The organism is Pseudomonas sp. 1928-m (genome assembly GCF_029269135.1).
Taxonomy (GTDB): Bacteria; Pseudomonadota; Gammaproteobacteria; order Pseudomonadales; family Pseudomonadaceae; genus Aquipseudomonas.
Genome location: NZ_JARIXO010000001.1, coordinates 497,606 through 519,619, shown reverse-complemented (window position 1 = coordinate 519,619; position 22,014 = coordinate 497,606). Strand labels below are relative to the sequence as shown.

Here is a 22,014-nt window from a genome sequence, read left to right as displayed (position 1 = left end):
ATGGCCTGCGCCGACCTCAACACGGAAGATGACCAGCACTGGAGCCTGGAAAGCCTTAACAAAGCTTACCAACAGGGCTACATGGCAGGGCTGACTGGGCAAACCAACACCCCGCGCGGGCTCGCCGCCGATGTGCTGATCGCCGCCTGGGAAGCCGGCTGGGACGACGGCCACGAGCAATTCGAGCTGCACAAACGCTACAGCGCCTGACCCCTCGCTCTACCCAACCCTCATCTGCACACCCCGTTAACGCCCGCAGCACTTCAATCTGCGCGGCGGCGTATCGCCTTGCCTTTGATCGGCACTCGCTTTATCGCAGCGCATTAATTCGATTTTTATTCGATATAAATCGATAAAAACCCGACAAACGCTTTATATTCTGCTTTTAAAGCCGATTTTTATCGTATATAAATAGCCCGTCCACTGCCATGACTCACCCGCGAGGCATGGCACAGTCGCCGGCCTCTGCTAGTGTCAGATGACCGCCCCAACTGCTCTTGAGGTGCCAAACCATGCCCCGTATCGTTACCGTCGCCGCCACCCAGATGGCCTGCTCCTGGGACACCGCTGCGAATCTCGCCAACGCCGAGCGCTTGGTGCGTCAGGCCGCCGGCAAGGGCGCGCAGATCATCCTGCTGCAAGAGCTGTTCGAGGCGCCGTACTTCTGCCAGAAGCCCAACCCGGACTATCTGCAACTGGCCACCCCGACCGAGAGCAACCCGGCGATCCTGCACTTCCAGAAAATCGCCAAGGAGCTGCAGGTGGTGCTGCCGATCAGCTTCTACGAACTGGCCGGCCGCGCGCGCTTCAACAGCATCGCGATCATCGACGCCGACGGCAGCAACCTCGGGATTTATCGGAAAAGCCATATCCCGGACGGCCCGGGCTACCACGAGAAGTACTACTTCAACCCTGGCGATACCGGCTTCAAGGTGTGGGATACCCGCTACGCCAAGATCGGCGTAGGCATCTGCTGGGACCAGTGGTTCCCCGAGTGCGCGCGCAGCATGGCGCTGCTCGGTGCCGAAATTCTGTTCTACCCGACCGCCATCGGCAGCGAGCCACATGACCCGAGCATCAGCTCGCGCGACCATTGGCAGCGCGTGCAGCAGGGCCACGCCGGCGCCAACCTGATGCCGCTGATCGCCAGCAACCGCATCGGCCGTGAAGACCAGGGCGATTACCACATCAATTTCTATGGCTCGTCGTTTATCGCCGACCAGTTCGGCGCCAAGGTGCAGGAAGCCAACGAAACCGACGAGGCAGTACTGATGCACAGCTTCGATCTGGATCAGCTGGAGCATATCCGCAGCGCCTGGGGCAGCTTCCGTGACCGCCGCCCGAACCTCTACGGCCCGCTAAAAACCCTCGACGGCCATCTGGCCTCCGAGTAAAAACGCCTCGTAGGATGGGTTGCGACGCGCAGCGTTGATACCCATCCGTCCCCGCTCAATGTTTTGGTGAATTTATGACAACCCTGACGACTACCCCACGCGCCGACGGTTTCCGCATGCCCGCCGAGTGGGAAAGCCACAGCCAAACCTGGATGGTCTGGCCCGAGCGCCCGGACAACTGGCGCCTGGGCGGCAAGCCCGCGCAAGCCGCGTTCACCGCCGTGGCCAGGGCGATTGCCGAGTTCGAACCAGTGACCGTGTGCGTGTCCGCCGGCCAGTATGAAAACGCCTGCGAACGCCTGGCCCACGCCAATATCCGCGTGGTGGAAATCACCACCGACGACGCCTGGGTACGCGACACCGGGCCGACCTTCGTCACCAACAACAGCGGCGAAGTGCGCGGCGTGGACTGGGCGTTCAATGCCTGGGGCGGGCTAAATGGTGGTCTGTACGCCAACTGGGTGCGTGATGACCAGGTAGCCCGCAAGATTCTGCAGATCGAAGGCTGCGCGCGTTATCGCACCGATGAGCTGATCCTCGAAGGCGGCTCGATCCATGTCGACGGCGAAGGCACCCTGATCACCACCGAGGAATGCCTGCTCAACCCCAACCGCAACCCGCACCTAAGCCGCGAGCAGATCGAGCAGTACCTGGCCGAGCACCTGGCCATCGATAGCGTGATCTGGCTGCCGGACGGCCTGTTCAATGATGAAACTGACGGCCACGTCGATAACTTCTGCTGCTACGTGCGCCCCGGTGAAGTGCTGTTGGCCTGGACCGACGATGCCACTGACCCCAACTACCCACGCTGCCAGGCCGCCATGCGCGTGCTGGAAAGCGTACGGGATGCCAAGGGCCGTCAGCTGATCGTGCACAAGATGCCGATTCCCGGCCCGCTGTATGCCAGCGATGAAGAGTGTGCGGGGGTGGATCTGGTGGCCGGTACTCAGGAGCGCGATCCATCAATCCGCCTGGCCGGCTCCTACGTCAACTTCCTGATCGTCAATGGCGGCATCATCGCGCCCAAGTTCGACGATCCCAAGGATGCCGAAGCCGAAGCAATCCTGCGTCGCCTGTTCCCCGAGCACCGCGTGGTAATGGTGCCGGGCCGCGAAATTCTGCTGGGCGGCGGCAATATCCACTGCATCACCCAGCAGCAACCTGCGCCGCAACAGCGCTGATAACGAACGCCTGGTCAGAGACTGGTCAGGCGTTCTTAGTCCTGCATGGCCTGGGTAAATTGCCCAATGGCATCCACCACGCGCTGCGCCTCATCGCGGATTTCCAGCATCACCTCACCCGCCTTGTTGGCCAACAGTACGCCCTGTTCTGTTTTCTGCTTGCTGCCATCCATGCCACTGACCGCCTTCAGCGCCAGGTCATGGTTAAGACGCACAACGTCGTTAATCTCGACCGTCGCCTGGCTGGTACGCGCGGCCAGATTGCGCACCTCGTCCGCTACCACGGCAAAACCGCGCCCTTGCTCGCCGGCACGCGCCGCTTCAATGGCCGCATTAAGGGCCAGCAAATTGGTCTGCTCGGCGATACCGCGAATAACTTGGACAATGCTGCTAATACGCTCGGACTGGGTGCTCAAAGCGCCAATATTTTCGGAAACATGCGCCAGCTCAGCGGCGATGCCGCGCACCACCTGCACAGTCTCCTCGACCGTTTCAGCGCCCTTGATCGCGCTTTCATCGGTTTCCCGAGCGATATCAAAAGCCAGCTGGGCGGCAGCGGATTCGGCCTCGCGGTGCTCCACCTGGTTGGTGATATCACTGGCAAATTTGACCACCCCATACAGGCGGCCGGCAGCGTCATACAGCGGGTTATAAGTAGCGCGCAGCCACACCAGGCGGCCGCCTTTGGCCACGCGCTTGAAGCGGTCGGCAATAAACTCGCCCTGGTTCAGGCGCTGCCAGAAACGTCGGTACTCATCACTGGCGGCATCCTCATGGGTGCAAAACTGGCGGTGATGCACGCCACGCACCTCCTCAATGCGATAGCCCATGGTGCTGAGGAAATTTTCATTGGCCTCCTGCACCTCGCCGGCCAGGTTGAATTCGATCACCGCCGTGGAGCGGTTGATCGCCTGCAGGTAGCTGCCGTGCTGATGCTCGGCATGCATACGCTCGGTGATGTCAGCGGCCAGCTTGATGACCGTGATGACCTTGCCCTGGGCATCACGCACCGGCAGGTAGCTGGCCTCCAGCCAGATCTCGCGGCCGCCCTTGGCAATGCGCATATAGCGGTCACTGAAGCTCTCGCCATCGGCCAGGCGCCGCCAGAATTGCGCATAAGCCGGACTCGCCACCTGCTCTTTGCTGCAGAACATACGGTGGTGCTGGCCGCGAATCTCCTCCAGGCGATAGCCCATGGTGGCGAGAAATGGCGGGTTGGCATCGAGAATCTCGCCCTGGGCGGTGAACTCGATCATGGCGAAGGTTTGTCGGATGGCCCCGATAACCTGTTGACTGGTTGCCAGTTGCACCAGGCACTGCTGCAACTCACTGCGAAGCTGTGATCCGAACATATGAAGCGCCTCAGAAAGGGCAATATTTGCTCAGGGCACACCGCAATCAATTCATCCCTGACTCAACCACGTATCGACACGCGGTGGTTAACATTTAGTCCAGTTTCACTGCGAGCGCATGGCCCGCGCTGTACTTTCTGCATCAAGGGTATGCAAAGCCTGGTACTGGCTGACAAATACCTGCCCACCGAAGCGTTGCAGAAAATCCGCGCGCAGCAGCCGATCCATCACCGGGCCCTTCACTTCCGCCAGGTGCAACTGCACGCCGGCGCTCTGCAGACGCTCGCTGATGGCCTCCAGGCTATCCAGGGCACTGGCGTCGATCTGATTAACCCCGGAGCACATCAGCACCAGATGACGCACGCCAGCACGCTTGGCGATCAACGCAGCAATGCGCTCTTCCAGGTAGCGCGCATTGGGGAAGTACAGGCTTTCATCGACGCGCAGCGACAGCACGCTGGGGCTTTCCACCACCTGGTAGCGCTCGACATTGCGAAAGTGCTCGCTGCCGGGCAGTTGGCCGACCACCGCCATATGCGGCCGGCTGGTACGCCAGAGAAACAACAGTATCGACAGACTTACCCCAAGCAGAATGCCGGCCTCGACACCGTACAGCAGCACGCCGAGCAGCGTTGCCAGCTGCGCCATTCCTTCCTGCGGCGAGTAGCGCCAGGTACGCCGCAGACCAGCGAAATCGATCAGCCCGACTACGGCGACGATAATGCTCGCGGCCAGCACCGCCTGCGGCAGGTGCTGCAGCAACGGCGCCAGGCCGAGCACCGCTGCCAGCATCAGCCCCGCAGCAAACACGCCAACCAGCGGCGTGGCGACATTGCTTTGCAGCGCCAACGCCGAGCGGGAAAAGCTCGCCGCGACCGGCATACCGCCACTGCAAGCAGCAGCGATATTGGCCGCACCCTGGCCGAGTAGTTCCTGATCAGGATTGATCGACTGACGCTTGCGCATCGCCTGGCTCTGGGCGATGGACACCGACTCGACAAAGCCCACCAGGGCAATCAGCACGGCCGCCGGCAGCAGCTCGCGCAGCAAGCCCAACTCCAGACTCGGTAGCGCCAATGGCGGCAAACCCGCGGCCACCGTACCGACCACGCGCACGCCATAGGCTTCCAGCTGCAGCACAGCGCCCAGGGCCATCGCCAACAGCATTAACAGCAATGCACTCAACTGCCTGATGCGCAGCGCCAGGGTTTCAGGCAAGCCGAACAGGCCGAGATTACGCAGCAGCATCAGCAACACCAGGCTACCCAGGCCCAGCAGCAGCGTCGGCAGGTGCAGCGCCGGCACCTGCGCATACAGCGCGGGCAGCACCTGCAACAGCGTCAGCCCGTCGGCGCGCACGCCCAATAGATGCTTGAACTGGCTGACGGCAATCAGCAATGCCGAGCCGCTGACAAAACCGGAAATCACCGGATGACTAAGAAAATTGGCGACAAAGCCCATGCGCAACAGGCCCATCAACAGCAGTAATACGCCGACCAGCAGGGTCAGGCTGGTGGCCGCCGCCAGATAAGCCGCGCTGCCGGCGGCAGCCACTGGGGCCAAGGCCGCTGCGGTCATCAACGACAGCACCGCCACCGGGCCGAACGACAGTGCCACGCCGGGGCTGGCGCCGATCAAGGCATAAACCACCAGCGGCAGAATGCTCGCGTACAACCCCACCACCGCCGGCAAACCGGCCAGCTGCGCATAGGCCAACGCCTGCGGCACCAGCAGCAGGCAGACCAGGCACGCAGCCAGCAGATCGCGACCGGCCTGGCCGCGGTCGTAACTGCGCAAGGTATTCAGCAGCGGCCATCTAGAGAACATTCAACGGCACCTTGAGGTAACGCACGCCATTGTCTTCAGCGGGCGGCAGATGGCCGGCGCGCATATTCACCTGTACCGCCGGCAGCATCAGCGCCGGCATGCCCAGGCTGGCATCACGGGCCTGACGCATGGCGACAAAGGCCTCTTCACCCACGCCCTGATGCACATGCACGTTATGCGCGCGCTGCTCGGCCACTGTGGTCTGGTAGCAATGCTGCTCGCGCCCCGGCGCCAGGTAATCGTGGCACATAAACAGCCGAGTGCTGTCTGGCAAGGCAAACAGCCGGGCAATCGAACGGTACAGCGCCCGCGCATCGCCACCGGGAAAGTCGCAGCGCGCGGTGCCGTAATCCGGCATAAACAGGGTGTCGCCAACAAACGCCGCATCGCCAATCAGGTAGGTCATACAGGCCGGGGTATGCCCTGGCGTGTGCAGGGCACGGGCGTTGAGCGAACCGATCTGAAACCCCTGCTCATCGCGGAACAGCTGATCGAACTGGCGGCCATCGACAGCAAACTCGCTGCCGGCATTGAACAGCTTGCCGAAGGTGTTTTGCACCACGCGAATCTGCTCGCCGATTGCCAGCTGCCCGCCTAGAGCAGCCTTGAGATAGGGCGCAGCGGAAAGGTGATCAGCATGTACATGGGTTTCCAGCAGCCACTGCACGCTCAGCCTCTGCTCGCGCACATAGGCGATCAAGCGGTCGGCACTGTCGTGGGCGGTGCGCCCGGCGGCCGCGTCGTAATCCAGCACCGAATCGATAATGGCGCACTGCGCGGTGGCCGGGTCGCTGACCACATAGCTGTAGGTCGAGCTGGCAGGGTCGAAAAAAGCCTGAATTAGCGGGGACATGGCAGCTCCAGCCGACCGGCCAAAGGGCCGCTCGGCACTCCAGCGTTAGGTCTTGGTCTTGCAGGTGCTGATACCCAGCAGCGGGTATACCGGACAGAAGCGAAACAGGCCGGTGGCCAACGGCACGATGCCAATCAGGCCCCATAGGCCGATCACCCCGCTCAGGCTCAAGCCAATCAGAATCAGACCCGCGGCAATGCGCAGGCTACGGTCGAGGGTGCCAACATTTGCTTGCATAGTGATCTCCCGATCATCAATTAGCCGCGCCGGCGTTCCAGCGCAGCAAACACCACCATTCCCACCAGCATGGCCGCCACAAACAGCAACACCTGCCAGCGCCCGGTAAACAGAATCGCCACGGCTGGCCCCGGACAAATACCGGCAATCCCCCAGCCGATACCGAACAACAGGCTGCCGCCGATCAACCGGCGATCCAGCTCACGCTTGCCCGGCAACTGCATCGGTGCACCGAGCAGACTGCTGCGCTGCGCGCGCGCCCAACTGAACGGCAGAAATGCCACGCCAATCGCCGCCACCATCACCAGGGCCAGCGATGGGTCCCAGGCGCCGGCCAGGTCGAGAAACGCCAGCACCTTGGCCGGGTTGGCCATGCCTGCGCTAAGCAGGCCGATGCCAAAAATCAGCCCGGCAAGAAACGCCATCAGCTTGCGCATGTTCAAGCCCCCAGCAGATGACGCAGGACAAACACCGTGACGAAACCGGCGACCATAAAGCTCAAGGTGGCGGCCAGAGAGCGCGGTGACAGCCGCGACAAACCGCAGACGCCATGCCCGCTGGTGCAGCCCGCGCCATAGCGGGTGCCGACCCCGACCAGCAGACCGGCAACGATCAGCGCCAGCCAGCCGCTGTCGATGTGAATCTCGGGCAGACGAGTAAACAGCTGCCAGAACAGCGGCGCGAGCAACACGCCGAGCAGAAACAGGCCCTTCTCGCCCCAGCCTTCACCACGCTCCAGCAAACTGCCAAGCAGGCCGCTGATGCCGGCCACCCGGCCATTCATTACGGCGAACAAGCTGGCGGCCAGACCGATCAGCGCGCCGCCGGCCAGGGCACTCCAGGGCGTGAAGTTGTACCAATCGATACTCATCAATGCTCACCGGCGCAGAACAGCTGATACAGGGTATTGATCACCGCCAGCGCGGCCGGGCTGCTGATGCAGTAATAGATCTGCTTGCCCTCACGACGGGTCGCCACCAGCCCTTCACGGCGCAACACCGCCAGTTGCTGCGACAGGGTCGGCTGCTGAATACCCAGCAGGGTTTCCAGCTCGCTGACATTGCGTTCGCCCTGAGACAGCTGACACAGCAACAGCAGGCGATCCGGGTTGCCCAGGGCCTTGAGCAACTGCCCCGCCGCATCGGCATTGGCGCGCAGTTGCTGGATATCGAGTGGCGGATGTTCAGGTGTCATGGTAAGCAACTCAGTTAAGATAAAAACAATCTATTCTTTTATATATTGAATAGCAAGCCCTGTCCGCGACACCACACAGAGGTAAATCGCAGGCGATAAAAAACCCGGAACAGAGTCCGGGTTTCTTGTGTCACTCAGGCCAAGCTGGATGCAACAGCTCGGCCTGAAGCCGCCACAATCAGAGCAGTGGCAAGGTGTAGCTGACGATCAGACGGTTTTCGTCGATGTCGTTGGCGAAGTTGGAACGCACGGTGGCGTTACGCAGACGCACGCCCAGGTTCTTCAGTGCGCCTTCCTGGAACACGTACATCAGCTCGCTGTTGCGTTCCCATTCCTTACCTTCGGAACGGTTGGCGCCCAGTTCAACGTTGTCACCGGTCAGGTAACGGGTCATGAAGGTCAGACCTGGAATGCCGATGCTGGCGAAGTTGAAGTCATAACGCGCCTGCCAGGATTTTTCGTCCTTGTTGGCAAAGTCACCGATCTGCACATAGTTGACCAGGAACGGGTCGGTGCCGTTGATGTAGGCAAAACCGGTGTCGCCGCTCATCTTCTGGTAGCCCAGACCGAAGCTGTGGCCTTCAATGCCGTAGGTAACCATAGCGCCCAGGGCTTTGTTATCGATGTTGCTGCGGCTGCCGTCGGTGGAGCGGGCATAACGCAGATCGGTCTTCAGGCTCTGCTTGTCCGCCAGTGGCAGTACGTGCACCAGGCTGAACGAGTTCTGCTTGTACATGTCCTCCAGTTTGGAGTGGTAGTAGCCGGCAGTCAGATCCTTGGTGATCTTGTAGTTGCCACCGAAGAAGCTGAATGAATCGGTCGTTGCACCACCGGTAACGGCGATACCGCGAGTACCAAGAGCCCCTGTGCGGCTATTGATGCTAGTGGTCAGGGCGATATCTTCATAGTCATTGGAGTTACGGCCGTTGACTTCACGTACATGACCCATGTCCAGGGTCAGACCGTCGATTTCCTGGGAGACCAGATGACCGGCCTGGAAAACCTGCGGCAGCAAACGGCTGTCGCTGGAGGCAATGGCCTGGTTCTTGAACTGCATACCGCCGACACGCAGGGTGCTTTTGGAAATCTTGGCTTTGGCTGCAACGGCCAGACCGGAGTAATTGTCCTGGGAACCGCCGGACGAACGATCCGGAACCAGCAGGCCGCTACCAGCGGTACCGTCACCGGAATCCAGCTTGAAGCCGAACATGCCGATGGCGTCAGCACCAAAACCTACGGTGCCTTCGGTAAAGCCCGACTCAGCGCGCAGGATAAAGCCCTGCGCCCACTCTTCTTGCTTGTGCTGAGCAGCGCCTTCCTGACGGAAATCACGGTTGAAGTAGAAGTTACGCGCTTCGACGGTAGCTTTGCTATCGCCAATAAAATCGGCAAATGCCACTTGGCTCAGGGACAAGCCCAGGGTGCTGGCAGCGACGGCCAGGGCCAGGGAGGTCTTTCTCATTATGTGTTCTCCAGTTGTGTGTGGTTGCACATCGGCGCGGGTACTGTCTTCAGCCAGTGAAGCGGCAGGCGCGCACCGAATTCGGGGGTTATTGCAAGGCCGGGCGCCGGGCAGGCGAATAGCTGCCGCAGCCAGAGGCGAGCGTGCAATAAGCGAAATCAGGTGAGCGCGTGAAGGCAGTCAGCGCGAGCTGGGGAATGAGGACATAGCAGCGGACAGGTAAAAATCATGGCGCAGGTCTCTTCATTTTTATTCTCGGCCAATAACCCTGGCCGTTATGTGCTGAGCCCTACGCAGATACTGTGCCAGCTACCAAAAACAGCCCGCCAAAGCCTCTATTACAAGGCTCTCCGGGTTTACAGGAGGTTTTCTGCAGGCCTGCTGAAGAGGTAATAAGCGGTTTTTTGCCTATGGCAAAAAGCAAAAAGGCGGGTTATCGCCAACAGGCGACGCTAACGGCGTGCCTGTGCGCCTGGTCAGTCCAGCACAATCTGATTCTTGCCCTGGCGTTTGGCCCGGTACATCGCGGCATCGGCGCGCGCGTACAGGGCATCCAGGCTGGCATCGTCAGGGCGCAGGCTGGTCAGGCCCTGACTCAGGGTCACACCGAAGGTTGTGCCTTCGTGGTTAAAACTTAAGCGGCGCACCTCGCGCTGCAGGCGCTCTGCAATCTGCTCGGCCAACTCCGGCTCGCAGCGTGGAAACAGCGCGGCAAACTCTTCACCGCCGATACGCCCGAACAGATCACCCCGGCGTAACGTGGTGGCGCCGCTGTAGGCCAGGCGCTGCAGCACCTGATCGCCCATCTGGTGGCCGTAACGGTCGTTGATCTGTTTGAAGTCGTCGAGGTCGAGCAGCAGAAAGGCCAGCGGGCTGCCATATTCACGGGCCTGCTCGAACTCGCGCTGAGCGCATTCGAAGAAGTGCCGACGGTTGCTGCTCTGGGTCAGCACATCGGTGGTGGCCAGGCGGTGCAACTCGCCTTCCAGCTGCTTCTTCTCGGTGATGTCTTCGGCGATGCCGACGATGATATGTGGCTTGCCGGGCGAGCTTTCACGGCTGACAAAACACTTGTCGCTGAGCCAGCGAACCTGACCATCACCACGAATAATGCGGTACTCGCGGGCCTCGACCGCACCAGTTTCCAGCACCTGGGCGAAGCTTTCGGCGGCGTAATCCAGATCATCCGGGTAGATGTTGTTGCGCCACTCTTCGTAGCCGGCCAACAGCAGCGCGGCGGAGCGGCCGAAGATCCGCTCGTAGGCGGGGCTGACGTAGATCACCCGCTGGGCATCCCAGTCAAACGCCCAGAGCACCGCATTGACGCTGCCCAGCAGGGTGCTGAACAACTGCTCACGCTCCTGCAGGCGCGCCACCTCGGCGCGGGTGTGCAACAGCGCCAGGGTCAACTCTTCCTGTTCGAGCTGCTGTCTGCTGACTTCATCCATAAACACCGCCGCTGCGCTCAGATAACGGGGATATGACAGCAGCATACGCCAGAAATTAAAAAGCCCGCCAATAGGCGGGCTTCCTTGGTGCTGCAGACCGTCAGGCGGTTGCCGGCCGCAATGAATAGGTCTTCAGCTGCTCGGCAAACTCGCGCAGCGACTGAATACCGCTGGCTTCGGCATCACTGACCCAGTGCTTGATGGCTTCAAGCATGTCGTGGCCATTGGCGCTGGTTTTCACCCAGATCTGCTGCAGGGCAAGGCGCTTTTCGTAGATCACCTTGAGCGCCTGGCTTTGCTCCAGCATGCGCTGGATACGCGCCTGGTGGGTTTCATCAAGCAGGCTCGGCTCACGCGAAAGCAGACGTTTGGCACGGTGGAAGTGATGGCGAACCGAAGCATCGGCCTTGGCCAGCTCCTGCTGCACCAGCGGCGCGATTACCAGCTTGCGGTACTGCGCCATGATCTGAAAACGGTTGTTGAGAATGGCCATGGCGGTATCCATGTCCAGGCTGCGCTTGCCTTCCACCCGGTGGGCAATCGGCGCAACGCGCTGCACCTGGGCCAGGCCGAGCAGGCTGAACAGCTTGATCCAGAACCAGCCCATGTCGAATTCCCACTTCTTCACCGACAGCTTGGCGCTGTTGGGGTAGGTGTGGTGATTGTTATGCAGCTCTTCGCCGCCGATCAGGATGCCCCAGGGCACCAGGTTAGTCGCCGCATCACGGCATTCGAAGTTGCGGTAGCCAACGGCATGGCCGAGGCCGTTGATCACGCCAGCCGCCCAGACCGGAATCCACATCATCTGGATCGCCCAGATGGTGATACCGGCAGCACCAAACAACGCCAGGTCGATGGCGCCCATCAAGGCCACACCGCCAACCGGGAAGCGCGAATAGAGGTTGCGCTCAATCCAGTCTTCCGGGCAGTTCTTGCCGTAAATACGCAGGGTTTCCGGGTTCTTCGCCTCTTCGCGGTACAGCTCGGCACCGGTACGCAACACGGTGCTCAGGCCCTTGATCACCGGGCTGTGCGGGTCATCCACGGTTTCGCATTTGGCATGGTGCTTACGGTGGATCGCGGTCCACTCGCGGGTGTTCTGCGCCGTGGTCAGCCACAGCCAGAAACGGAAGAAGTGCTTCAGCACCGGGTGCAATTCGAGCGCGCGATGCGCCGAGTAGCGATGCAGATAAACCGTGACGCTGACGATGGTCACATGCGTCATCAGCAGGGTGACTGCGATCAACTGCCAGACCGACAAGTCAAGAAAACCGTTGTACCACATGGATCACGTGCCTCATGAAAAAGGAAAGACATGGCCGCTTTTTTAGCGCACATCTGTACACATTATCCCTGACCCGGATCAGAAAACCAGTTGGTCTTTTGCATAAGAATGCCGCGCCCTTATCAACATCTATACTGCCGGTCTTAGGCAAAGGACTGACTTTTATCCCATGAATGCTCCACAAGGCGCTTGGCGCCTGACTCTCGGCTATATGCTCGCCGCCGCCCTTTGGGTGCTGTTCAGCGACGGTCTGCTGATCGCCCTAGGGCTATCGCTGGTGCAACTGGAACGTGCGCAACTGCTCAAGGGCCTGGCGTTTGTGCTAGCCACCGCAGGCTTTCTGTATGCCGTGCTCCGCACTCATCGGCAGCAGCACAGCCAGGCCCATCAGGCCCTGCAACGTAACGAAAAGCGCCTGCGCCAGGCTGCGGCGGTATTCGATGCCACCCAGGAAGGCGTGCTGGTCACCGATGCGCAGCAGCATATCGTCCACTGCAACCCGGCCTTTAGCCGCATCACCGGCTACAGCCAGGCGGAAATCCTCGGCCAGTCACCGAGCATGCTGAAATCCGGACGGCACGACAAAAGCTTCTATGACAGCCTCTGGAGTGCTCTGCAAAACCGCGGCGCGTGGAGCGGCGAGGTGTGGAACCGGCGCAAGAGCGGCGAGATTTATCCGCAGTGGCAATGCATCCGGGTGATCCACGATGAACTGGGCGAGATCAGCCATTACGTCGCGGTGTTCTCCGATATCAGCGCACTGAAACGCTCGCAACGTGAGCTGGATTATCTGGCGCACCACGACCCGCTGAGCAACCTGCCCAACCGCCTGCTGTTTACCGAACGCGTCGAGCGAGCCCTCGAACGCGCAAAAACCGATGGCCAAGGCGGCGCGGTGCTGTTGATCGACCTCGACCATTTCAAGAACATCAACGAAAGCCTCGGCCACAACATTGGTGACCTGCTGCTCAAGGACGTCGGCGAGCGTCTCGGCCAACAACTCGGTAAGCGCATGACCCTGGCGCGTCTGGGCGGTGATGAGTTCGGCCTGCTTGATGAAAGCTGCAGCAGCGCCGAACAGGCGGCAGTGATTGCGCAGCGTCTGCAGGCGTGCCTGACCCAGGCCTTCAGCATCAATCAGCAGGAGCTGTTTATCACTGCCAGCATCGGCATCAGCCTCTATCCCAGCGAGGCCGGCGATGTTGGCCAGGTGCTGCGCAACGCCGACTCGGCGCTGTTCAAGGCCAAGAACAGCGGCCGTGAGAACTATGCCTTCTACAGCCAGGAACTGACCGAACATGCGCACCAGCGCGTCGAGCTGGCCAGCGCCCTGCGCCATGCCCTGGATCATCAGGAGCTGCGCGTCTATTACCAGCCGCTGATCTGCCTGCGCAGCCAGGAGATGATCGGCGTCGAAGCCCTGGTGCGCTGGCAGCATCCGCAACGCGGGCTGGTGGCGCCCGGCGAATTTATCCCGATTGCCGAAGAAACCGGATTGATCGGCGCCATCGACGCCTGGGTGCTGGAACAGAGTTGCCGGCAGATGGTTGCCTGGCAAATTGCCGGATCTAAGCTGAGGTTTGTCGCGGTGAATGTCTCCAGTCGCCTGTTCAGCCGTGGCGAGCTCGACCTGCGGGTGGCCGAGGTGCTGCGCGATAGCGGCCTCGCCCCGGCGCACCTGGAGCTGGAAGTCACCGAAAGTGCGGTGATGGAAAACCCCGACGCAGCCCTGGCCTTGCTCGAACGCCTGCGCGCCCTCGGCATTCGCCTGGCGATTGATGACTTCGGCACCGGCTACAGCTCGCTGGCGCGCCTCAAGCGTCTGCCGGTACACAAACTCAAACTTGACCAGAGCTTTGTCAGCGGCCTGCCACATGATCAGGATGATGTAGCCATCACCCGCGCGGTGATCGCCCTCGGCCACAGCATGGGGCTCAAGGTGCTGGCAGAAGGGATTGAGCAGCCCGAACAGGTCGAACTGCTCCAGCAACTCGGCTGCGACCACGCCCAGGGCTATTATTTCGGCCGTCCGCAACCTGCAGAGCAGCTGGCCAAACACTTGGCGCCAAGCGCCGCAACGACGAACTAAGGCACCACGTATGCGGATCATGATTCTGGAAGACGACAGCTGGATCGCCGATCTACTCAAGCAGATCGTCCTCAGCCTGCGCCCCTGCAGCCAGGTGGTGTGCCTGGACAGCGTCAGCGCGGCCCTGCGCGAATGGCAGCAGCGCCCGGCGCAGATGGTCATCTGCGACTGGAACCTGCCGGACGGCCCCGGCACCCGTCTGCTTGAGCAGGTGCGCCGCGACAACAGCAGCACGCCGCTGGTGGTGATCACCGGCCGCTCCGACCGCGCCAGCGTACTGGCCGTGCGCGCCCTGAAAATCAACGCCTTTATCAGCAAACCCTTCCAGGCCGCGCATGTCGCCGCCAGCCTGGCAACCCTATTGCCCGCAGACAACGACGAGCAGCCGTACCAGGCCCGCAACACCCAGCACGACCTGCTCGACCACCTGCGTAGCCTGCCCAGCAGCGCCTTGCAATTACCGCTCAAGGCGCATGTGCGTGATCGATTGCTGCAAAGCTTCAAGGGCGAGCAGATCGACCTGCGCGAGCTGGCCAACGAGTGGCAACACGACCCAGCACTTAGCGCGCGCCTGCTCGCCGTGGCCAACAGCAGTGCCTACACCCAGGCCGGTAAATCCTGCACCAATCTTCTTGAGGCGCTGCACAAACTCGGCGCGATCAACAGCCTCAACCTGGCGCTGGGCCTGGCCCTGCGCCAATGCAGCGCGCTGGATAACGCCCTGCTGCACCTGTTTGCCCAGGCGCACCTGGACAGCACCGAGCAACTGATCGAACGCAGCACCTACCTTGCGCGCCAGTGCGCCATGGACCCTGCCCCCTTTCATACCGCCGCCCTGTTGCACCGCATGGGCGAGCTCTGTGTGCTGTATCTGGCGCAGGCGTGGCAGGACAGCGGGCAAAGCTTCAGCGAAGCCCAGGTGATGCAGGCACTCGATCAGTTCAGCAGCCCATTTGCCATCAGCATCAAGGCGCAGTGGCACTTGCCGATGCACTTGCGCGAGCTGATAGGGGCGTCCTACAACCTGCCGGCCAACAACGTCAAACGCGAGAATATCCTCATGCGCCTGGCCGCCTGCGAACTCACCAGCGCAGCTGATGACCCTGAGCTGGCGCGCCTGCGCCGACTGGCGGGACTGAGCTGAATGACACTCTTTGTGCATGTACGCGTGATGAGGCGGATGGATGCTTAAGCCGTTCAAACCCAACACCATCCACTGGATCGTCGGCCTCGGCAGCCTGGGCCTGGCGATCTTCTTCAGCGTGCTCGGCGGTTTTGCCCTGAATGAGCGGGAAACCCTGTGGAACCTGCAAATCGCCAAGCAGCACGAGCTGCAAAGCCTGACCCTGCGCAACAGCCAGCAGGAACTGCAACAACAGGCGCAGCTGCTGGCCGAAACCATCGCTGCCGACGCCTGGCTGGTCGAGCTGGTGCGCCAGGCCCATGCGCTGCAAAGCGATGAGCCAACAGATACACACAGCCTGAATGCCATCCGCAACCAGCTGTACACCCGCCTCGTCCCGCGCTGGCGCAACCTGCAAGGCATCCGCCCGTTTGCCCTGTATATCCACCTGGCGCCTAGTGCCCAAGTGCTGCTGCGGGTGCATGAGCCGCAGTGGTTTGCCGACTTCCCAGCCGCACAGCGGCCCATGCTGCTCGACAGCCTGAGCCAGGGCTCGGCAACCGCCGGCCTGGCGGCCAATGGCGATAGCCTGAGCATGCGCGCCATCGTGCCGCTGCAGGTGGAAAGCCCCGCGGGTCTGCTTAATGTCGGCGCACTGGAGGTCAGCCTGGATGTGCTGAGCAACCTGCAACAGCTGGACCGCGAACTGGATGCCGGGGTGGCCCTGTTGCTCAAGCGCCAGCTACAAACGCCAGGCAGCAGCGGCGAAGTGCTGCGCACCCCGACTACAGAGCCCGAATACTGGCATCTGGCCGGGTTCTCCCAGGTGCAGGTGCAGCGCTGGCAGGCGCAACATCGTTTGCCCGCGCCCGAGGCGGGCAATACCTTCAAGCTGCTCGACGATCAAGGCCGCACTTACCTGCTCAACCAAATGCATTTGAACGGCTACCAGGCCGACCCGGCCAGCACCGGCAGCCCGGTACTAGCACTGACCTGGCGCGATATCACGGCGCTGTACAGCCTGCACCAACACGACAAACGCTGGCTGGTGATCAAATGGCTGCTGGCCTGGCTTGCCGCCGAAATGCTCTTGCTGTTGCTGCTGCAGGCCACCCGGCACAGCAGCCAGCAGGTTATGCGTCGTCACCACGCCGAGCTGCAGAGCAAACACCAACAAAGCGAAGAATCGCGCCAACTGCTGGCGCTGATTACCCAGGCGCAGGCGGCCTATATCAACGCGGACAACCAGCGCGAGGCCTTCGATACCCTGCTCGGGCGGATTCTCGAGGTCAGCGCCAGCCAGTTCGGCTTTGTTGGGGAAATCCGCCATGACCAAGCCGGCGCGCCCTTTCTGCGCACCTTCGCCATCAGCAATATCGCCTGGGATGCACCAAGCCGCGCGTTCTATGCCGAGCATGCGCCACAGGGCCTGGAATTCCGCAACCTCGACACCCTGTTCGGCCAGGTGATCCGCAGCGGTCAGCCGCTGATCAGCAACGACCCGAGCAATCATCCACACAGCGCCGGCCTGCCGCCGGGGCATCCGCCCTTGCTGGCGTTTGCCGGCTTGCCCATTCACGCCAACGGCGAGCTGCGCGGCATGCTTGGCCTGGCCAACCGTGCAGGTGGCTACGACGAGCAGTTCACCGCCCTGCTGCAACCACTGCTGACCACCCTCGGCCAACTGCTCGAAGCCCTGCGCCGCGACAGCCAGCGCGCGCAGACTCAGCAACACATGCAGCGCCAACAAGCCGCCTTGCGCGCACTCAACGAGATTGCCGCACTGCCTAAACTGAGCAGCCACGAACAACTGCGCCAGGCCCTGCAACTGGGCGCCGAGTTCTATGGCATGCCAATTGGCATCATCAGCCAGATCAACGCAGACAGCTACCAGGTCAGGGTGCAGGTTTCGCCGCCCGACACCCTGCAGGACGGCCAGTGCTTCAGCCTCGGCGACACCTACTGCAGCATCACCCTGCGCAGCAACGATGTGCTGGCCATTGCCGCCATGGGCCAGAGCGAACATGCCGCGCACCCCTGCTACCCCTTGTTCGCCCTGGAAAGTTATATCGGCACCAGCATCTGGGTCGCCGGCCAGCGCTTCGGCACCCTGTGCTTCGCCTCAAGCGCGGCGCGTGATAGGCCATTCGATGATGCCGACGAAGAATTTATGCGCCTGTTCGCCCGCTGGGTCGGCGCCACCCTGGAGCGCATGCGCCATGAAGAACAGACCCGCGAGGCACGGCGCTTTCTGCAGGCGGTGCTCGACTCGGCCACCGGGGTCAGCATCATCACCACTAATACCGACGGCCTGATCACCCTGTTCAACTCCGGCGCCGAACGCCTGCTGGGTTATCGCAGCGCAGAGGTCATCGGCCAGCACAGCCCCGCACTGTTCCACCTGAGCGAAGAAATAGAGACGCGTGGCCGCCAGCTCAGCCGCCAACTTGGCAGTGAGGTCAGCGGTTTTGCGGTGTTTACCCGCCTCCCCGACCTGGGCGAGCCGGAAACCCGCCAGTGGACCTACCGGCGCAAAAACGGCGAGCAGCGCATCGTCAACCTCACGGTCAGCGCTATGCGTGACACCAAGGGGGTGATCACCGGTTACCTGGGTATTGCCAGCGATATCAACGACCTGCACCAGACCACACGTGCCCTGCAAAAAAGCGAAAGCCGTTTCCGCGGCCTGGTCAGCAGTTTGCCGGGCGCGGTGTACCGCTGCCGCAACGATGAAAGCTGGTCGATGAGCTACCTCAGTGAAGAAATCCAGGCACTCAGCGGCTACCCAGCCAGCGACTTTATCAACAACCGCGTACGCAGCTTTTCCAGCGTGGTGCACCCCGACGATCTGCCGATCACCTTCCGCGCAGTGGCCGCCATCGAGCGTCAGGAGTCCTTCGAGCTGACCTACCGCCTGCAGCACGCCGATGGCCACAGCGTCTGGGTACGGGAAAAAGGCCGCGGCGAATACGACAGCCACGGCGAGCTGCAGTGGATTTCCGGTTTCATCTGGGACATCAGCGACCGCAAGGCCGTGGAAGACCAGCTGCGCCTCAGCCAGCAGCGTTTCAGCAGCGCCTTCAGCACCGCGCCGCAGGGCATGGCCCTGGTGTCGCTGCAAGGGCAGTGGTTGGAGGTCAACGAAGTGCTCTGCGAGATGCTCGGCTACAGCCGCGAAGAGCTGCTGCGCAGCAACTTCCAGCAGATCACCCACCCCGACGATCTGGAAACCGACCTGCAGAACGTCGAGGAGCTGCTGGCCGGCGAGATCAGCTCCTACCAGATGGAGAAACGCTACCTGGACAGCCAGGGGCGGATCATCTGGGTGCTGCTGAGCGTATCGCTGGTGCGCGACAGCGACGATAAGCCGGTGCACTTTGTGGTGCAGATTCAGGACTTCAACGAGCGTATCGCCTCAGAAATGGCCATCAGGGAGCGCGAGGATTACCTGCGCGCCCTGCTCGACAACGTGCTCGACGCGATCATCACCATCGACCAGCAGGGCTATATCGAAACCTTCAACCACGCCGCCGAGCGCATCTTCGGCTACAGCCACCTGGAGGTTTCCGGGCACCGCGCGACCCTGCTGCTGCCCGAACCACAGCGTTCGATGCGCGCACGCTACCTCAGCCACTTCCTGAAAACCGGTATCCAGCAGATGCTCGGCAAGGAAATCGAGCTGACCGCCATGCGCAGCAACGGCGAGACCTTCACCATCGAGCTGGCCATCTCGCAGATCAGCCACCAGGGCGAGCGGCGCTTTATTGCGGTGATCCGCGATATCGAAGAGCGCAAACGCATCGAGCGGATGAAGAACGAATTCGTTTCCACCGTCAGTCATGAACTGCGCACCCCACTGACCGCGATTGCCGGCTCCCTCGGCCTGGTCAATGGCGGCGCTCTCGGCGCGGTGCCAGCGAGCATGCAACAGATGCTGCAGATCGCTCAGGACAACAGCCAGCGCCTCAACCTGCTGATCAACGACCTGCTCGACATGGACAAACTGGTGGCCGGCAAGATGCTCTTCGAGCTGCACGACGAAGCGCTGCAACCACTATTGGAACAGGCCATCGAAGAAAACCAGCCGTACGCCGAGCACTACCAGGTGCACCTGCAGCTGCAAGACCCGGCGACCCCAGCACGGGTGCGCGTCGACAAGCTGCGCCTGGCCCAGGTACTGGCCAACCTGCTGTCCAACGCGGCGAAGTTCTCACCCCAGGGCCAGACCGTGGCAGTGCGTGTAGAGCAGCACAACGCGCTTGTCCGCGTCAGCGTGACCGACCACGGCCCCGGTGTGCCGGAAAACTTCCAGGCGCGGATTTTCAGCAAATTCTCCCAGGCCGACGCCACCGACACCCGGCAGAAAGGCGGTACCGGCCTGGGCCTGGCGATCAGCAAGGAAATCATCGAACGCATGGGCGGGCAGATCGGTTTCCACTCCAGCCCCGGCCACGGCGCGACTTTCTGGTTCGAACTGACTACCCTGGCCCTAGAGGCGACGCCAGAATCGCCCGCCAGCCCCGAGGAAAACCGGCATGTCTGAGCTGCAACGTATTCTGCACGTGGAAGACGATCCATCGATCCAGGCCGTGGCCAAGCTGGCGCTGGAAGCGGTGGGTGGCTTTCAGGTGCTCAGCTGCTCATCCGGCCGCGACGCCCTGGATCAACTGCTGGGCTTTGCCCCGGACTTTATCCTGCTGGATGTGATGATGCCGGACATGGACGGCCCGCAAACCCTGGCGCAGATCGCCCGGCTGATCGACATCAGCCAGGTGCCGGTGGCCTTTATGACCGCCAAGGTGCAACCGGCGGAAATCGCCCATTACCGCAGCCTCGGCGCCCGCGATGTGATCATCAAACCCTTCGACCCCATGCAGCTGGCCGCGCAGGTGCGCAAGATCTGGAGCCTGGCCCATGAGTAACGGCAAGAGCGCCACCGATGAGCTGCAGCAACACCTGCAGCAGTTGAGCAATGCCTTCGCCGTGCGCCTGCAGGTGGAACTGCCGGCCCTCGCGCAGAACGCCGAACGCCTGCTGCACGCCGCCGACCCGCAGGAGCAGCTGCAGCACCTGCACAGCCTGCGCGACCAGCTGCACAAGCTGGCTGGCGCCGCCGGCACCTTCGGCTTCAGCAGCCTCGGCCAGCGTGCCCGCGAGCTGGAGCAGGAAGCCGATCAATGGCTGGAAACCCTGCAGAAGGAACAGCAGAGCCTGCAAGACTTCAGCCGCAGCCTGCAGCAACTGGCGCGCCAGCAGTTCCAGGCCGAACGTAGCCAGGAGCCCGCCACACGCGCGGTCAAGCCGCCACGGCCGAATAGCAGCGCGCGGCGCATTTATATCCTCGAAGACCAGCTGTCGATTGGCGAGAACATGCGCCTGACGCTGAATAACTTCGGCTACCACGCCGAGCACTTCAGCCGCATCAGCGAGCTCGACGCCGCCTTGCAGCAGCAACTGCCCGATGCGCTGATCGTCGACGTCAACCTGCCCGACGAGAGCCTTACCGGCCTGGAATATGCCGCCAGCCTGCAGCAACGCCTGGATGAGCCGCTGCCGCTGCTGGTGATCACCACCCAGAACGACTTCGCCACCTACTTGGAGGCCGTGCGCGTCGGCGCCATGGGCTTTTTCACCAAACCGGTGGACATCCCACAACTGGAAAACCGCCTGGAGCGCTGCTTCGCCCAGCAACAGGGCGAGCCGTACCGGGTGCTGATCATCGACGACGACCGCGAGCTGGCCAGCCGCTTCAGCCTGATTCTGCGTGGCGCCAATATGCTGGTGGAGATGCTTCATGAGCCGGCGGAAATCTTCGCCCGCATGCGCAGCTTCAACCCCGAGGTGGTGCTGCTGGATGTCAGCATGCCCGATTGCACCGGCCCTGAACTGGCACAGATCATCCGCATGAACGATGACTGGCTGCGCGTGCCGATCATCTACCTGTCGGCGGAAACCGACATCAACCGGCAGATGAATGCGCTGATCAAGGCCGGCGATGACTTCGTCACCAAACCGATTTCCGACAACGCCCTGGTTGCCGCCGTGTTCTCCCGCGCCCAGCGCGCGCGCCTGCTGAGCAACGCGCTGTCGCGCGACAGCCTCACCGGGTTGCTCAAGCACGCCGACATCAAGGAGCAGGCGGCAGTCGAGCTGGAGCGCGCGCTGCGCAGCGGCAAACCGGCCAGCGTAGCGATGCTGGATATCGACTTTTTCAAGAAGGTCAATGACAGCTACGGCCATGCCGCCGGCGACAACGTTATTCGCGCCCTGGCCAACCTGCTGCGTCAACGCCTGCGGCGCATCGACAGCCTGGGCCGTTATGGCGGCGAAGAGTTCCTCGTGGTGCTGCCGGATTGTCCGTCAGACCAGGCGTTGCGGATTCTCGATGAGATCCGCCAGCGCTTTGCCGAACTGCACTTTATCGCCAGTGGCCAGCAGTTCTCAGTCACCCTGAGCGCCGGCATCGCCTCCACCGAAGACGCCCCGGCGAGTGCCGACGACCTGCTGGATAAAGCCGACCGCGCTCTGTACGCGGCCAAGCACAACGGCCGCAATCAGGTGCGCTGAAG

General features: G+C 62.0%; 18 protein-coding genes. 8 read left to right on the top strand and 10 right to left on the bottom strand.

What is annotated here, in order from left to right:
- The 3 genes from P3C18_RS02335 (at position 1) to aguA (ending at position 2,575) form a co-directional block, all read left to right on the top strand.
- Positions 1-210 (top strand): ribosome modulation factor, encoded by a 210-nt coding sequence (locus P3C18_RS02335; RefSeq protein ID WP_275960262.1) that lies wholly within the window; start codon positions 1-3, stop codon positions 208-210.
- Between the two features lie 302 nt (positions 211-512).
- The gene (gene aguB, locus P3C18_RS02330; protein ID WP_275960261.1) at positions 513-1,394 is read left to right on the top strand and encodes an N-carbamoylputrescine amidase; all 882 of its coding nucleotides are present in this window, start codon (positions 513-515) and stop codon (positions 1,392-1,394) included.
- Positions 1,395-1,468: 74 nt separating this feature from the next.
- Complete coding sequence (gene aguA, locus P3C18_RS02325) at positions 1,469-2,575, top strand: agmatine deiminase (RefSeq protein WP_275960260.1); 1,107 nt, start codon at positions 1,469-1,471, stop codon at positions 2,573-2,575.
- A gap of 35 nt (positions 2,576-2,610) precedes the next feature.
- On the opposite strand, the gene P3C18_RS02320 is transcribed toward aguA, so the two are convergent.
- The 10 genes from P3C18_RS02320 to desA all read right to left on the bottom strand — a co-directional run bounded on the left by P3C18_RS02320 (position 2,611) and on the right by desA (position 12,233).
- Entirely contained in the window at positions 2,611-3,927 is a 1,317-nt protein-coding gene (locus P3C18_RS02320; RefSeq protein WP_275960259.1) for a PAS domain-containing methyl-accepting chemotaxis protein, read from the bottom strand.
- 105 nt (positions 3,928-4,032) lie between these two features.
- Positions 4,033-5,754 (bottom strand): sulfate permease, encoded by a 1,722-nt coding sequence (gene sulP / locus P3C18_RS02315; RefSeq protein WP_275960258.1) that lies wholly within the window; start codon positions 5,752-5,754, stop codon positions 4,033-4,035.
- Positions 5,744-6,607, bottom strand: a complete 864-nt coding sequence (locus P3C18_RS02310; protein ID WP_275960257.1) for an MBL fold metallo-hydrolase — start codon at positions 6,605-6,607, stop codon at positions 5,744-5,746. Before P3C18_RS02310 ends, sulP begins: the two co-directional genes overlap by 11 nt.
- 45 nt (positions 6,608-6,652) lie before the next feature.
- On the bottom strand, positions 6,653-6,844 hold the full coding sequence (locus tag P3C18_RS02305; protein ID WP_275960256.1) for a DUF2892 domain-containing protein: 192 nt from the start codon (positions 6,842-6,844) through the stop codon (positions 6,653-6,655).
- A gap of 20 nt (positions 6,845-6,864) precedes the next feature.
- Complete coding sequence (locus tag P3C18_RS02300) at positions 6,865-7,281, bottom strand: DUF6691 family protein (RefSeq protein ID WP_275960255.1); 417 nt, start codon at positions 7,279-7,281, stop codon at positions 6,865-6,867.
- A gap of 2 nt (positions 7,282-7,283) precedes the next feature.
- Entirely contained in the window at positions 7,284-7,715 is a 432-nt protein-coding gene (locus tag P3C18_RS02295; protein WP_275960254.1) for a YeeE/YedE family protein, read from the bottom strand.
- Complete coding sequence (locus P3C18_RS02290) at positions 7,715-8,038, bottom strand: metalloregulator ArsR/SmtB family transcription factor (protein WP_275960253.1); 324 nt, start codon at positions 8,036-8,038, stop codon at positions 7,715-7,717. The genes P3C18_RS02295 and P3C18_RS02290 overlap by 1 nt, the downstream gene beginning before the upstream one ends.
- A 178-nt stretch (positions 8,039-8,216) precedes the next feature.
- Complete coding sequence (locus P3C18_RS02285; RefSeq protein WP_275960252.1) at positions 8,217-9,500, bottom strand: OprD family porin; 1,284 nt, start codon at positions 9,498-9,500, stop codon at positions 8,217-8,219.
- Positions 9,501-9,976: 476 nt separating this feature from the next.
- Positions 9,977-10,948 carry a sensor domain-containing diguanylate cyclase gene (locus P3C18_RS02280; protein ID WP_275960251.1) on the bottom strand — a complete coding sequence of 324 codons (972 nt, stop codon included), beginning with the start codon at positions 10,946-10,948 and terminating at the stop codon, positions 9,977-9,979.
- Positions 10,949-11,048: 100 nt separating this feature from the next.
- Positions 11,049-12,233, bottom strand: coding sequence for a delta-9 fatty acid desaturase DesA (gene desA / locus P3C18_RS02275; protein WP_275960250.1), 1,185 nt, complete (start codon positions 12,231-12,233; stop codon positions 11,049-11,051).
- Between the two features lie 169 nt (positions 12,234-12,402).
- On the opposite strand from desA, the gene dibA reads away from it, so the two are divergent.
- The 5 genes from dibA to P3C18_RS02250 are packed head-to-tail and all read left to right on the top strand — an operon-like array spanning position 12,403 to position 22,012.
- A complete protein-coding gene (dibA, locus tag P3C18_RS02270; protein WP_275960249.1) occupies positions 12,403-14,322 on the top strand; it encodes a phosphodiesterase DibA in 1,920 nt (639 codons plus the stop codon).
- Between the two features lie 10 nt (positions 14,323-14,332).
- Positions 14,333-15,466 carry an HDOD domain-containing protein gene (locus P3C18_RS02265; protein ID WP_275960248.1) on the top strand — a complete coding sequence of 378 codons (1,134 nt, stop codon included), beginning with the start codon at positions 14,333-14,335 and terminating at the stop codon, positions 15,464-15,466.
- A gap of 40 nt (positions 15,467-15,506) precedes the next feature.
- Positions 15,507-19,988: a PAS domain S-box protein gene (locus P3C18_RS02260; RefSeq protein ID WP_275960247.1), complete on the top strand. Its 4,482-nt coding sequence runs from the start codon at positions 15,507-15,509 to the stop codon at positions 19,986-19,988.
- Positions 19,981-20,367 (top strand): response regulator, encoded by a 387-nt coding sequence (locus P3C18_RS02255; protein ID WP_275960246.1) that lies wholly within the window; start codon positions 19,981-19,983, stop codon positions 20,365-20,367. The genes P3C18_RS02260 and P3C18_RS02255 overlap by 8 nt, the downstream gene beginning before the upstream one ends.
- Positions 20,360-22,012: a diguanylate cyclase gene (locus P3C18_RS02250; protein ID WP_275960245.1), complete on the top strand. Its 1,653-nt coding sequence runs from the start codon at positions 20,360-20,362 to the stop codon at positions 22,010-22,012. Before P3C18_RS02255 ends, P3C18_RS02250 begins: the two co-directional genes overlap by 8 nt.
- Positions 22,013-22,014 lie beyond the last annotated feature (2 nt).

Excerpts from the sequence above, each read along its gene's own strand:
- P3C18_RS02335 (WP_275960262.1), top strand. The coding sequence starts at position 1 with ATGGCCTGCGCCGACCTCAACACGGAAGATGACCAGCACTGGAGCCTG.
- aguB (WP_275960261.1), top strand. The coding sequence starts at position 513 with ATGCCCCGTATCGTTACCGTCGCCGCCACCCAGATGGCCTGCTCCTGG.
- aguA (WP_275960260.1), top strand. The coding sequence starts at position 1,469 with ATGACAACCCTGACGACTACCCCACGCGCCGACGGTTTCCGCATGCCC.
- P3C18_RS02320 (WP_275960259.1), bottom strand. The coding sequence starts at position 3,927 with ATGTTCGGATCACAGCTTCGCAGTGAGTTGCAGCAGTGCCTGGTGCAA.
- sulP (WP_275960258.1), bottom strand. The coding sequence starts at position 5,754 with ATGTTCTCTAGATGGCCGCTGCTGAATACCTTGCGCAGTTACGACCGC.
- P3C18_RS02310 (WP_275960257.1), bottom strand. The coding sequence starts at position 6,607 with ATGTCCCCGCTAATTCAGGCTTTTTTCGACCCTGCCAGCTCGACCTAC.
- P3C18_RS02305 (WP_275960256.1), bottom strand. The coding sequence starts at position 6,844 with ATGCAAGCAAATGTTGGCACCCTCGACCGTAGCCTGCGCATTGCCGCG.
- P3C18_RS02300 (WP_275960255.1), bottom strand. The coding sequence starts at position 7,281 with ATGCGCAAGCTGATGGCGTTTCTTGCCGGGCTGATTTTTGGCATCGGC.
- P3C18_RS02295 (WP_275960254.1), bottom strand. The coding sequence starts at position 7,715 with ATGAGTATCGATTGGTACAACTTCACGCCCTGGAGTGCCCTGGCCGGC.
- P3C18_RS02290 (WP_275960253.1), bottom strand. The coding sequence starts at position 8,038 with ATGACACCTGAACATCCGCCACTCGATATCCAGCAACTGCGCGCCAAT.
- P3C18_RS02285 (WP_275960252.1), bottom strand. The coding sequence starts at position 9,500 with ATGAGAAAGACCTCCCTGGCCCTGGCCGTCGCTGCCAGCACCCTGGGC.
- P3C18_RS02280 (WP_275960251.1), bottom strand. The coding sequence starts at position 10,948 with ATGGATGAAGTCAGCAGACAGCAGCTCGAACAGGAAGAGTTGACCCTG.
- desA (WP_275960250.1), bottom strand. The coding sequence starts at position 12,233 with ATGTGGTACAACGGTTTTCTTGACTTGTCGGTCTGGCAGTTGATCGCA.
- dibA (WP_275960249.1), top strand. The coding sequence starts at position 12,403 with ATGAATGCTCCACAAGGCGCTTGGCGCCTGACTCTCGGCTATATGCTC.
- P3C18_RS02265 (WP_275960248.1), top strand. The coding sequence starts at position 14,333 with ATGCGGATCATGATTCTGGAAGACGACAGCTGGATCGCCGATCTACTC.
- P3C18_RS02260 (WP_275960247.1), top strand. The coding sequence starts at position 15,507 with ATGCTTAAGCCGTTCAAACCCAACACCATCCACTGGATCGTCGGCCTC.
- P3C18_RS02255 (WP_275960246.1), top strand. The coding sequence starts at position 19,981 with ATGTCTGAGCTGCAACGTATTCTGCACGTGGAAGACGATCCATCGATC.
- P3C18_RS02250 (WP_275960245.1), top strand. The coding sequence starts at position 20,360 with ATGAGTAACGGCAAGAGCGCCACCGATGAGCTGCAGCAACACCTGCAG.